The following is a 13,086-nucleotide window of genomic DNA, read 5'->3' as shown; positions in this document are numbered from 1 at the left end:
GGAGTTAGTTTGATTTTTATGGTATTTTTACAATTCTTTTATTTTACATCCATACTTTATTGATACACTGGAAGAGATAAGAAATGAGAGGTAGGGTGCTATGGAGAAGGTAAAGGCGATATTATTTGATAAAGATGGGACATTAATGGATTTTCATTCAATATGGATAAAAGTAGCTGAAGAACTTGTAGCTGAATGTATAAGTTTATATCATTTACCAAGTACAATGCGGCAGACCTTATTAGAAGAGATTGGTGTAGAGGGAGCATTTGTTAATCCAAGGAGTGCAATAGCTGCTGGAACAAGCCTTGATGTAGCGAAGGGGCTTTGTAATTATATTGAGTCTGCTAGAGAAGAAGAGATGCATCAGTGGGTAAGTGAGAAGTTATTTTCCCTTATGTATGAGCATCGTTCGCATATGAAAATGACAGCAGACTTACCGAAAGTGTTACAGGCATTAAAAGATAAAGGATTTATATTAGGGGTTGTCACGGCGGATGATTTCGCACCAACAGAATTATTTTTAAAACAATATAAGTTGGAGAACTTTTTTGATTATATTATAGCCTCGGATACATTCCCTGCGCAAAAACCAGATAAAAAGATTATAGAAGTGTTTTGTGAGAAATTTAATTTAGAATCATGTGAGGTTGCGGTTGTTGGAGATACGCCAACTGATTTACATTTAGCTAAAAATGGCGATTGCTATGCAATTGGGGTGCTATCTGGTACAGGAGACCGTCCAACATTAGAACCACTTGCTGATTTAGTGTTAGATTCTGTTGGAGAGTTTATTTCTCAATCGGGTGAGTTTTTCTGGGAGAAAGAAAAGTCTAATGTGTAAGGAAAATAAGTCTATAAAGACTCTTAATGAGTCTTTATAGACTTATTTTTTATGCCTGGATACAAAGAATATAGGATAAATGCTAGAAAAGAAAGTTGGCATATATTTTGCAATAAAAAGAGAAAACAATGTAAAGAAAAGGATGGGGTACGCAATGAACACAAAAAAATTTGCTAAAGTAAATGAACAAATTCCAGGACCGAAAGCGGCATCTTTATTAGAACGCCGTCAAAATATAGTACCAAAAGGAGTAAGTAACGGCATCCCAACGTTTGTACAATCTGCCAATGGTGCTCTTGTAACAGATGTTGATGGCAATCAGTACATTGATTTTGCAGGAGCAATCGGGACAATTAACGTAGGGCATTGTCATCCAACGGTTAAAGAAGCGCTCCATAAACAAGTCGATCAATACATTCATACTGGATTTAACGTCATGATGTATGAGCCATATATTGAATTAGCAGAAAAGCTTGCGGCATTGGCACCAGGAAGTTTCGATAAGCAAGTCCTGTTTTTAAATAGTGGTGCAGAAGCAGTTGAGAACGCGGTGAAAATCGCTCGTAAATATACGAAGAGACCTGGTATTATCGCATTTTCTAAAGGTTTCCACGGGCGTACATTAATGACAATGACGATGACAAGTAAAGTGAAGCCATATAAATTTGGGTTTGGTCCCTTTGCTCCAGAAGTATATAAAGCGCCATTTCCATACGAATACCGTCGCCCAGAGGGATTAACGGAAGAGCAGTATGATGATTTTATTATTGAAGAGTTTAAGAACTTCTTCATATCGGAAGTAGCACCAGAAACAATTGCAGCTGTTGTAATGGAACCTGTTCAAGGGGAAGGTGGATTTATCGTCCCAAGTATGAAATTTGTTCAAGAAGTACGCCGCATTTGTTCAGAGAACGGCATCTTATTTGTAGCGGATGAAATACAAACAGGCTTTAGTCGTACAGGAAAATATTTTGCAATTGATCACTATGATGTCGTTCCAGATTTAATTACAGTGTCTAAATCATTAGGTGCTGGTGTACCGATAAGTGGTGTCATTGGACGTAAAGAAATTATGAATGAGTCTGCACCAGGTGAACTTGGTGGAACGTATGCAGGAAGTCCATTAGGATGTGCGGCTGCATTAGCTGTTCTCGATGTAATAGAAAATGAGAAATTAAATGATAGAGCGATAGAATTAGGAAAAGTCGTAATGAACCGATTCGAAGAGATGAAAAATAAATATCATTGCATCGGTGATGTGCGTGGGTTAGGCGCAATGTGTGCATTTGAGGTCGTTCAAGATCGTAAGACGAAAGCACCTGACAAAACGTTAACGGCTAATCTATGTGCAGAAGCAAATAAGCGTGGGTTACTGTTATTATCAGCAGGGACGTATGGAAATGTTATCCGTGTGTTAATGCCTTTAGTTATTACAGATGAGCAACTTGAAGAAGGTTTAACAATAATTGAAGAATCATTGCAAGCTTGTTATGAGCAAACAAACATCGCTCGCGTTTAAAAACTGAAGTATAAATAGCAAACATTCTAGCTGACTCTATATTAAATGCAGAAAATTCACTTTATAATAAAGGTAGTGAAGTGGATCGATGGATTTGAAGTTAGGGGTGGCTAGGATGGTTGCAGAAAAGGAACGAGTGTTAATGGATTTAAAAGATGTATTTGAATATGCGTTTGACGAAATTTTTGTTACAGATGAGCAAGGAATCGTTGTGCGTGTAAATAGTACATGTGAAAGGCACTACCAACTAGCTGCAGAAGAGTTAGTTGGTAAGCATGTAAAAGAACTACAAAAGGATGGAATCTTTTATCCATCAGCGACATTAGAAGTGATTGAAAAAAAGAGGCCAATTGAACTCGTTCAAACGACAAAATCAGGAGAGTATTTACACGTTCGTACAAGGCCTGTTTTTGATGATGAGGGAAATTTAAGAAGAGTGATTAGTTATTCTCGCGACCTTACTGAACTCTATCAATTACGTCAAAAGGTAGAGGAAATGGATAATCAGCTAAAAACATATAAAAAAGAATTAAGAGAAACATATGAGCATGAAGGACTTATTTTTAAAAGTCTAGCTATGCAAAAAATAGTCGATACAATCAAAAAAGTATCTGTAGTGGATAGTACTGTTCTCGTTTTAGGCGAGACTGGAGTAGGAAAAAGTCGATTAGTACGCCATTTACATGAAGTGAGTCACCGTAAGCATGAAAGTTTCTATGAAATTAATTGTGCGGCATTACCAACTAATTTAATTGAATCGGAGCTTTTTGGATATTCAGGTGGATCTTTTACAGGTGCGAATCGTGAAGGGAAAAAGGGACTATTAGAATCCGCGCATAAAGGAACTCTTTTTTTAGATGAAATCGGTGAAATGCCGCTTGAAATTCAAGCGAAGCTTTTGCAAGTATTGCAAGAAAAAACATTTCGTCCTATAGGCGGAAGAGAATTAAAAAAAGTAGATGTTCGAATTGTGGCGGCAACAAATAGAGATTTAAGCGAGATGGTGAAACAAGGAACATTTCGGAAAGATTTATACTATCGTTTGAATGTCATTCCAATTGCAATTCCCCCGCTTAGGGAAAGAACAGAAGATATTTTGCCGCTTATTTATCATTACTTGCAGCACTTTAATAAAAAGTACGGACGTGATGTGAAACTAGCGCCGAGTACGTTACAAATGTTTGTTGGATATCCGTGGGAAGGGAACAATAGAGAAATAGAGAATGTAATTGAGAGAATTGTTATTACTGTTGATGATGTTGTAACGGTAGAGGATTTGCCACTCTCTATGCAAGAGGCTGCAGTTGAACAATCGGGGCAAAGCCTTTATAAAATGCTGGAAGAGGTAGAGAGAAATATAATTCTTAAAGCGTATAAAACGTATGGATCAAGTTATAAAGTGGCTGAGTTTTTGCAAATTAGTCAATCTGCTGCTACTAGAAAAATTAAGAAGTTCATAGAGGAGGAAGAAAACATTGGATAAAAAGGCGACTTTCGTAAGTATAGATAAAAAGGCGATGTATATAAATGGTGAGTGGATTACACTACAAGAACAAATTGAAGTAAATAATCCTGCGACGAAGGAAATATTTGCAACTGTACCAAAAGGCGGAGTAACAGAGGCAAAGCAAGCTGTTGATGCTGCACATGAAGCTTTTAAAACGTGGTCTAAGTTAACGGCAGCAGATCGTGCCACGAAGTTAAAAAAGTGGTTTACGCTTATTGATGAAAATAAAGAAGAGATCGCAGCGATTATGACGAAGGAACAAGGAAAGCCGTTTGCAGAAGCGCTTGGTGAAGTAAATTATGCAAATAGTTTTGTTGAATGGTATGCAGAAGAAGGGAAACGTGTGTATGGTGAAATGATTCCTGCTTCTCATCCGAATAAGCGCATTTTAGTTACGAAGCAACCAGTTGGCGTTATGGCAGCTATTACACCTTGGAACTTCCCGGCAGCTATGATTACGAGAAAGGTAGCCCCAGCGCTTGCAGCAGGCTGTACAGCCGTTGTGAAACCGGCGAGTCAAACGCCATTAACTGCATTGAAATTAGCTGAATTAGCCCATGAAGCAGATATTCCAAAGGGCGTAATCAATATCGTAACAGGTAGTGCAAAAGCAATTGCTGATACATGGATGGAAGATAGTCGCGTTCGAAAAGTGTCCTTTACAGGGTCAACGGAAATCGGGAAAGAGTTAATGGCTAGTGCGGCGCAAACGATGAAAAAAGTTTCGCTTGAGTTAGGGGGTCACGCTCCGTTTATCGTAATGAATGATGCGGATTTAGATAAAGCAGTAGAAGCGGTGATTGGTTCGAAATTCCGTAACGCAGGACAAACGTGTATATGTACAAACCGAGTATTCGTTCAAGAAGAAGTATACGAAGTATTTGTAGAGAAGTTCCAAAAGGCAGTAGGGCAGTTGAAAGTAGGAGACGGTTTCGGTGACGGAACGACTGTCGGGCCACTTATTGATGAGAATGCAGTTTCAAAAGTACAAGAACATATTGAAGATGCTATTCAAAAAGGTGGAACAGTTTTATATGGTGGTCAAAAGGTCGTAGAGTTAGAGGGACATTTCATTCAACCGACTGTAATTGGGTTGGCAAATGATACGATGCTTTGTATGAATGAAGAAACATTTGGGCCAGTGGCACCAGTTGCGAAATTTAAAACAGTTGATGAAGTAATCGAACGTGCAAACAATACACCATACGGTTTAGCTGCGTATATTTTCACGAAAGACATTAGCCAAGCATTCCAAATTAGTGAAGCGTTAGAGTACGGTATTATCGGTCTAAACGATGGTCTTCCATCAGTTGCACAAGCACCATTTGGTGGATTTAAAGAAAGTGGTATCGGTCGTGAAGGAGGCCATTTCGGCATCGAGGAATATTTAGAAATTAAATATATTTCATTGGGACTATAAGTAGTATACTAGAATCTCTATAAGGTAACAGAGAAGGAGATTCTAGTATGGTATATTGGCTATTATTACTTGTTACAATTATTTTTGAAGTAGCTGGAACAATTGCGATGAAACTATCAAATGGTTTAACAAAGCTCGTTCCAAGTGTACTGATTTTCGTGTTTTATGGGATTTGTTTCAGCGTGTTTGCCATCGTTGTGAAAAAGATTCATTTAAGTATTGCTTATGCTATTTGGTCTGGCGTTGGAACATTACTTATTACAATCATTAGTGTGTACTTTTTTAAAGAGCATATTAGTTTATTTCAAGCATTTTGTATTCTTTTTATTGTTTTGGGTGTCATTGGGCTTAAGGTTTCATCGGCATCATGAAAGCTATCTTTTGTAGAAGATAGCTTTTTTCTATTTGTGCAGTTAGCAATTAATACGACAAAATATGACAAGAAAGAGTAAAGCGTTTTGTTATGATACATATGAAATATTGTCTTATGTGGAGGAAAGAGTATGTTAAAAAAGGTAAGTCAAATTGTTTTAATTTTTGGCATAGCTTTTAGTTTAAGTGCTTGCACTGAGACTAAAGATAGTAATGAAAGTAAACAAGAAGATGTTCAAGATAAAGTGTATAAAATAGGGGAGACAGTAGACGTAGATGGTTTGCAAGTAACTATCGATTCAGTTAAATTAGGATATCCGGATTATGATGAGAATAAAAAGAAAGAGGAGATTTTGGGGATTATTTTCAAAGTAGAAAATAATAGTAAAAAGGAAATACCTTTTGCATTTTATGAATTTGAGATTACCGATAAGAAAGGTACAAGATTTAAAGAATATAATAACCCTGATAGCTTTATTAGTAAAAAGTTAGCACCAGATGAAAAAATTCAAGATATCATGCTATTTGACGTAGCGAAAGAAAATACGTATATCGCTACGTATAGACCGGAGTTTACGCATGAAAATAGAACGATAAAATTTGAATTGAGACCAAATAAATAAAGAAACACATTGGATTATCCAATGTGTTTCTTTATGGTAATAAATTTAAAACGCCCAGTTACCTTTACGGAAGATAGGCTCATGTCTGCCATCAGCAGTAATACCGTCAATATCAAGCTCAGCTGATCCAATCATGAAGTCGTTGTGTGTGATACTAGCGTTTGCGCCGTTTTCAGCAAGTTCTTCTTTAGACATTGTTTTTCCGCCAACTAAGTTAAATGCATAAGCATTTCCGATTGCAAGGTGGCAAGATGCATTTTCGTCAAATAGTGTATTGTAGAATAAAACATTTGTGTTTGAAATTGGTGAGTCATGAGGTACTAAAGCTACTTCTCCTAAGAAGTGAGAACCTTCATCTGTTTCTACTAAATGTTTTAAAGCTTCTTCACCAGCTTCAGCTTTATAGTCTACGATACGCCCGTTTTCAAATGTTAACGTGAAATTATCGATAATATTACCTGCAAATACTAACGGTTTTGTACTAGAAACTTGGCCGTTTACACCTGTTTTAAGTGGCATTGTAAATACTTCTTCAGTTGGAATATTAGCCATAAATGGTACGTTCTTTTCATTTAAGCTACCAGCACCAGCCCATACATGTTTTTCTGGAAGTTCGATTGTTAAATCTGTTCCAGGACCTGTATAGTGAAGAGCTTTATAATGCTTTTCGTTTAAGTAATCCACTTTTGTATGTAATGTTTCATCATGTTCTTTCCATGCTTCTACAGGATTTTCTAAATCAGCACGAGTAGCTTTGAAAATAGCATCCCATAACTTTGCTTCTTGTTCTTCTGGCGCTACGTCAGGGAATACTTTCGCAGCCCATTCTTTCGTAGGAACAGAAATGACACACCAACTTACTTTATCTGCTTGTACGTAATCACGGTATACTTTCATTGCTTCTCCAGCTACTTTATGAGCTGTTGCAATACGCGATGCTTCTACACCTTTTAATAAATCAGGGTTTTCTGCATAGATAGACATAAATGCAGCGCCTTCTTTTGCTAATTCTTCACGAGCATGTGCTTTCCAAGATGGAAATTCAGCGAAAGCTTCTTCAGGAGCTAGATCGAACTTTAAGCGTGTTAACGTCTCATCATTCCAATCTACATATACGTGTTTTGCACCAGATTTATATGCTTTTTCTGTAACGAGGCGTACAAATTGTACAGCTTCAAGAGGTGCACTAATTGATAAAGTTTGTCCAGGTTGAATATTAACACCAACATTAACTGCAAGAGCAGCATATTTCTCTAACGTTTGTTCAAATGACATATGTATAATCTCCTTTAATTTGAAAGATTTCTTACTATATATAATACAAGAAAATTCTAAAAATATATATAAATATAAAGTAAAAAGAGAGCTCAAAATGTATTGAGCTCTTACATTTACTTAATTGAGGAAGCAAACTGCTCTACAGTCGTTGTATGGTGTATACGAACGCGCTTCATCTTTAACAATTCATCAGGTTCACCCTTCGTAATGAATTGCCCAGGCTTTGTCGTCGTCGCAAATTGATAATACTTCTTCGTTTCTGCAACACCCTTATCATCTACATGACCGAATGGATAAGCAATCGCGATAACAGGCTTACCTGTTATTTTTTCTAGCTTTTCTTTTGAACCTTTTAACTCTTCCTCATAGTTTGTAATTTTCGGTAAGTCTGCATGTGTTGCAGTATGAGATTGCACCGAGAAAATGCCGGAATTAACCATTTCTTTTATTTCAGAAGTAGACAATGCTCCTTCTACATCAACGTTATCAACAATCATATATTCTGTTGCTGCCGGTTTAAAAGTATCATCTTTTAGCTTTTGTAAAACGCGAAATGCATTCATATTATTTTTCATACCGTCATCAAATGTAACGAAAATCGGCTTATTTACTTTATTTATATCGCCCCAGCGTTCAAACGTTAACAGCGTATAACCATTGCCCTTTAAATGTTTCATTTGTGCTTCAAAGTTAGCTGGTGATACGAATAAGTCTTTAATACCTTGACCATGATAATCATCAATTGCGTGATACATAAGAACAGGAACCTTTTGTTCGAAAGTAATAGTAGATTTCGTAAGCGGGATTGTTTTCCCATCTTCTTTCATTCCTATTGCTTCAATTTGGAACTCACCGCGTTTTCCTTCAAATTCCTTTATATCAAAAGGAAGTGTGAATTGTTTCTCTTTTTCTTTAGAAGAAAAAGATTTAGCACGTTCCTTTCCATCAGCTGTGCGCCAAATTTTATATTGTACTTCATTTAAAGAATCTTTTAAGTCTGTAATATGAATACTTGTGTTTGTAGATTCGTGTGTGATGGGAGTATAAGAAATTTTACCTTGTTCTTGTAGAGTCTCTTTTTGTATAGCTACTTCTTGAACCTTTTTCTCTTTTTTAGGTTCTTGGCTTACATTGCTAGTATTGCAGCCTGCTAGAATGGCAGACGTACATAAAGCAATTGCTGCGTATTTTCTCATAAAAATCACCTTCTATTGTGTAGTATGTTGCATATTGACATTAAAATCCCCACCGCTATAAGAGTGGTGGGGATATACCCTTGTTCATCATATCATTTGAAGAAAATGAGGGGAATATGATTTTTAGGAGGCTATTAAGGTAATAGATTAGTGACTTTGAATAGATGTATTTTTTTGTTTCTTATTAGAATTAATAATAATATAACCGACTACAAAGATAAGAGGAATAATGAAGACATAGATAGGCATTCCCCATACATAATAGCTTTTCAGCGTTAAGACTAGTAAATGTAAGAAATCGAAAATTGCGTGGGCTTTCATAATATCCTCCAATGGTTTTTTGAAAATTATAACATTTTTAACTTGTTATTTGTATAATTTGGAAAGTGATTTAAGCTAATTTTAAAGTAAGAAGAATACATATTAATATGCAATTTTGCATAAGAATATGTATTTTATTAAAATATAAAGATTTTATACTATAATGAAAACCGCTATAAAACTAAGTAAGAATAATGTATGGAGTGGAGAATAGAAATGAAATATAAAAAAATAATATATATCTTTTTCATATCGCTATTTATAGTTGGTTGCCAAAGTGAAGTGAGTAAAGCGAATAGCGTGGAAGAGTATATTCCATCGCATCTTATGAATGCGGAAGTGACGGCGGATATTATGACACTAGAATTTTCTTATGAGATAAAAGAGAAATTAGAGAAAATCGGAAATAAAATGAGCAATAGTATTACAAATAATTTAGATTGGTATTTGAAGTATGCCGAAGAAGAAATTATACCGAAAAAAACGTTTCCTTATCATCAAAACTTAGGTATTACAAAAGAAGAATATGATTTTATGATAGATAAAATGGATAATGCAGAATATATAAATACCAAAGACGGAAAACTCTTTTTTAAAAAGAAAGATCATGAAATTCAAATTCTCTCTGATGAAAATTTGAAGCTAATTAAAAATATTCGAATTGATACAGAGAAGAATACAATTAAAACTCCTTTGGGAGAATGCGAATATGAAGGTGAAATAAAGGCGTCGGATGAACAAAAAGCTACTGGTCCATGGAGTGGGAAGATGTGGACTTTAAAAAGCGATGGATTACTTTATCATTTTTCATTAGGAAAGTTAAAAAACATAAACAAATCTATCATTTACATTTCAATAAAAGGTATATATAAAGATAGGATTATCAATACAGAAGAAGCAGTTGAATTTCACTCGGTTTCATAAAGCATCAAAAAAACACCTTACTCGTTAAAGTAAGGTGTTTTTTTATTAAATAAACAATCCAGCGATTGTCGCAGATAAAATAGAAGCAAGTGTTGATGCAAATAGCATTTTCCAACCAAATTTAGAAACAACGCTTCCTTGCTTTTCAGAAAGGGCACGGATTGTACCAACGATTGCACCAATTTGGCTAATACTTGCGAAGCTAATTAAGAATACTGTAACAATTCCAACTGTACGTGGAGCTAATGTTGTAGCTGTGTCTTTTAAATCAAGGATTGCTACAAACTCATTTAAAACAATCTTCGTACCCATAATACCACCAGCTGGGATAATATCTTGAGTTGGAATACCCATTAAGAATGCGAATGGAGAAAGTACGTAACCGAAGATTTGTTGTAAAGTAACAGCATGTCCCATTGCGCCTGAAGCTGCACTAATTACGTAGTTTACAACTTCCATCACACCGATAAAGGCGATCATTAATGCGGCAACGATACCAGCTACTTTTAAACCATCAAGCGCACCGTTAATCATTGCGCCGATAAAGCTGTCTCCGAATAGAGTTCTATCAAATTTCTGAATCACTTCATCTTCTTTCTTCGTATCAACTGGTGTTAATAACGAACAAACGATTAAGCTTGAGAATAAGTTTAGCGGAAGAGCTGCCAGTACGTATTTTGCATCTAACATCATTACGTATGATGCTGTAACAGAAGCAGAAACGGAGCTCATCGCAGAACAACAAATGATAAACATACGGTTTTTATTGAAATGCTGTAAATCGTTTTTAATAACGATTAACGCTTCACTTGAACCGAAGAATACAGAGTTTACTGCGTGGAATGACTCAACACGTGGTAAACCAGTAATTTTTGAAATAGCACCGCCGACAACGCGAACGATGAATGGTAAAACACCTAAATAACTAAAGATTGAAAGTAGTGCTGAGAAAAATACGATAATTAATAATACGTTTAAGAAAAAGACAAAATCTCTGTGAATTCCATTAAAGAGAAAATCGACACCTGTCGTACCAAGTTTAATTAGTTTGTTGAAAACTTTACTAATGAAAATAATGATTTGTTGACCAATCTTTGTAGCAAACATAAACCAACCGATTAAAATTTGGAAACCAATCATAATTGCAATTGCACGGAAGTTGATTTTACTTTTGTTGTTTGACAAAGCAAAACATAAACCTAACACGGCAATAATACCGATAATGCTCATTACATATTGCATGTAGTTGCCCCTTTCAGAAGTTCGTATAAAGTTTGTACATAAAACGCTCGTTATATTACTAAAAATAAAGGAATGAGGTTTTATGTCATACGTAAGATGTCTGACCTTTTAGAAAAATAAAAATAAAAAAAGACCCATATGGATTCACTTTCATCTATGAGAGAAAGCTAATCAATATGAGTCCTTTTTTGCGCATAGGCTAATATTCATTAGTTTTCCCCATAGTCCAGCAATTTAAGGTTGCCGGGTAGAAACTCTCGATCCATATTATCAAGTATATATGAGGTAACATCGTCCGTATTAAATTAGTAGTAGCGTAACATTAACAGAGAAGTATCGTCAATAGCTTTTTTTCTTCCAATAGAAAAAGACCATATAAGTATGATAAAATGTAACGCAGTGTTATGAAAAAGAGAGGTCGGAAAATGAGTACTAAAATGACGCCACCAGTTGAGAAAAACGAGTTTATAGATGTAGTATTTGAAGATTTAACACATGATGGTGCCGGTGTTGCGAAAGTAAAGGGCTATCCTATTTTCGTTAAAAATGGATTACCAGGTGAAGAAGCGCAAATTAAAATTATTAAAGTGAAGAAAAACTTTGCATTTGGTCGTTTAATGAAGCTTCATACAGAAAGCCCATATCGTAAAGATGCTGAATGCCCAGTATATAATCAGTGCGGCGGTTGTCAGCTTCAGCACTTAACTTATGAAGGACAATTACAAGCGAAAGAAAAACAAGTACGTGACGTTATGCAGCGTATCGGAGGACTAGGTGATGTTCCTGTTCATCCTGTACTTGGCATGAAGAATCCGTGGGTATACCGTAATAAAGCACAAGTACCAATCGGAGAACGTGAAGGCGGACTTGTAGCTGGTTTTTATCGCCAAGGAACGCATGACATCATTAATATGGAATCATGCTTAATTCAGGCAGAAGAAAACGATACATTAATCCAAGAAGTAAAACGTATTTGTGAAAAGCACGGTATCACTGCGTACAACGAAGAGCGTAACAAAGGAACACTTCGTCACGTAATGGCTCGTTACGGACAACTAACAGGGGAAATTATGCTTGTCTTCATTACGCGTACAGCAGAATTGCCGAACAAAAAAGCAATTATTGAAGAAATTGCAGCGAAATTCCCAGAAGTAAAATCAATTGTTCAAAACGTAAATACGAAGCGTACGAATGTAATTTTCGGAGACAAAACGACAGTACTGTACGGATCAGAATACATTTATGACTTTATCGGTGACATTAAATTTGCGATTTCAGCACGTTCATTCTATCAAGTAAACCCAGAGCAAACGAAAGTGCTTTACGATAAAACGTTAGAATACGCAAAATTAAATGGTAACGAAACAGTAATCGATGCCTATTGCGGAATCGGATCAATCTCGTTATTCCTAGCGCAAAAAGCGAAAAAAGTGTACGGCGTTGAAATCGTCCCAGAAGCAATCGAAGACGCAAACCGAAACGCAGCACTAAACAACATGACAAACGCTGAATTTGGCGTAGGAGAAGCAGAAGTAGTCATTCCAAAATGGTACAAAGAAGGCGTAATCGCCGACACAATGGTCGTAGACCCACCGCGTAAAGGCTGTGACGAAGCATTACTAAATACAATCATCGACATGAAGCCAAACCGCGTCGTATACGTATCGTGTAACCCAGCAACATTAGCACGTGATTTAAAAGTACTAGAAGAAGGCGGATATAAAACACAGGAAGTACAACCTGTTGATATGTTCCCGCATACGACGCATGTGGAGTGTGTGGCTTGGCTTAAGTTGGTATAATAGGAAAGCAGTTGATATAGGGGAAATCTATACCACCT

The 13,086-nt window shown here is 36.1% G+C and carries 12 protein-coding genes and 1 riboswitch; of the genes, 8 read left to right on the top strand and 4 right to left on the bottom strand.

The genetic code is table 11. The features are described from left to right. Positions 1-100 precede the first annotated feature (100 nt). From ACUN13_RS21845 to ACUN13_RS21820, 6 genes are all read left to right on the top strand, one after another. Entirely contained in the window at positions 101-844 is a 744-nt protein-coding gene (locus ACUN13_RS21845) for an HAD family hydrolase (RefSeq protein ID WP_000416672.1), read from the top strand. Positions 845-998: 154 nt separating this feature from the next. After that, positions 999-2,363 (top strand): 4-aminobutyrate--2-oxoglutarate transaminase, encoded by a 1,365-nt coding sequence (gabT, locus tag ACUN13_RS21840; RefSeq protein ID WP_025689708.1) that lies wholly within the window; start codon positions 999-1,001, stop codon positions 2,361-2,363. Between the two features lie 115 nt (positions 2,364-2,478). Then, positions 2,479-3,846: a sigma-54 interaction domain-containing protein gene (locus tag ACUN13_RS21835; RefSeq protein WP_000225136.1), complete on the top strand. Its 1,368-nt coding sequence runs from the start codon at positions 2,479-2,481 to the stop codon at positions 3,844-3,846. After that, positions 3,839-5,290, top strand: coding sequence for an NADP-dependent succinate-semialdehyde dehydrogenase (gabD, locus tag ACUN13_RS21830; protein ID WP_025689704.1), 1,452 nt, complete (start codon positions 3,839-3,841; stop codon positions 5,288-5,290). The genes ACUN13_RS21835 and gabD overlap by 8 nt, the downstream gene beginning before the upstream one ends. A 47-nt stretch (positions 5,291-5,337) precedes the next feature. Next, positions 5,338-5,661: a DMT family transporter gene (locus ACUN13_RS21825; protein WP_000263262.1), complete on the top strand. Its 324-nt coding sequence runs from the start codon at positions 5,338-5,340 to the stop codon at positions 5,659-5,661. Between the two features lie 132 nt (positions 5,662-5,793). Next, a complete protein-coding gene (locus tag ACUN13_RS21820) occupies positions 5,794-6,285 on the top strand; it encodes a DUF4352 domain-containing protein (RefSeq protein WP_000915110.1) in 492 nt (163 codons plus the stop codon). Between the two features lie 45 nt (positions 6,286-6,330). On the opposite strand, the gene ACUN13_RS21815 is transcribed toward ACUN13_RS21820, so the two are convergent. The 3 genes from ACUN13_RS21815 to ACUN13_RS21805 form a co-directional block, all read right to left on the bottom strand. Then, positions 6,331-7,560, bottom strand: a complete 1,230-nt coding sequence (locus ACUN13_RS21815) for an aminopeptidase (protein WP_000007349.1) — start codon at positions 7,558-7,560, stop codon at positions 6,331-6,333. A 116-nt stretch (positions 7,561-7,676) separates the two neighbouring features. Further along, entirely contained in the window at positions 7,677-8,759 is a 1,083-nt protein-coding gene (locus tag ACUN13_RS21810; RefSeq protein ID WP_445423954.1) for a polysaccharide deacetylase family protein, read from the bottom strand. A 147-nt stretch (positions 8,760-8,906) separates the two neighbouring features. Further along, positions 8,907-9,080 carry a hypothetical protein gene (locus ACUN13_RS21805; RefSeq protein WP_000643592.1) on the bottom strand — a complete coding sequence of 58 codons (174 nt, stop codon included), beginning with the start codon at positions 9,078-9,080 and terminating at the stop codon, positions 8,907-8,909. 216 nt (positions 9,081-9,296) lie between these two features. Here ACUN13_RS21805 and ACUN13_RS21800 point away from each other — a divergent pair, with 216 nt between their 5' ends. Further along, positions 9,297-10,004, top strand: a complete 708-nt coding sequence (locus ACUN13_RS21800) for a hypothetical protein (protein WP_088346582.1) — start codon at positions 9,297-9,299, stop codon at positions 10,002-10,004. A 45-nt stretch (positions 10,005-10,049) separates the two neighbouring features. Here the strand turns inward: ACUN13_RS21800 and ACUN13_RS21795 are convergent, their stop codons facing one another. Further along, a complete protein-coding gene (locus ACUN13_RS21795; RefSeq protein ID WP_001200484.1) occupies positions 10,050-11,246 on the bottom strand; it encodes a NupC/NupG family nucleoside CNT transporter in 1,197 nt (398 codons plus the stop codon). A 202-nt stretch (positions 11,247-11,448) separates the two neighbouring features. Continuing rightward, a riboswitch (purine riboswitch) is annotated at positions 11,449-11,550 on the bottom strand. A gap of 121 nt (positions 11,551-11,671) precedes the next feature. Here ACUN13_RS21795 and rlmD point away from each other — a divergent pair. Further along, positions 11,672-13,048, top strand: a complete 1,377-nt coding sequence (rlmD, locus tag ACUN13_RS21790) for a 23S rRNA (uracil(1939)-C(5))-methyltransferase RlmD (RefSeq protein ID WP_445423953.1) — start codon at positions 11,672-11,674, stop codon at positions 13,046-13,048. Positions 13,049-13,086: the final 38 nt, after the last annotated feature.

The organism is Bacillus cereus group sp. Bce041, assembly GCF_052646455.1.
The sequence above is the reverse complement of the archived record's forward strand: the minus strand, read 5'-3'. Positions and strand labels throughout refer to the sequence as shown.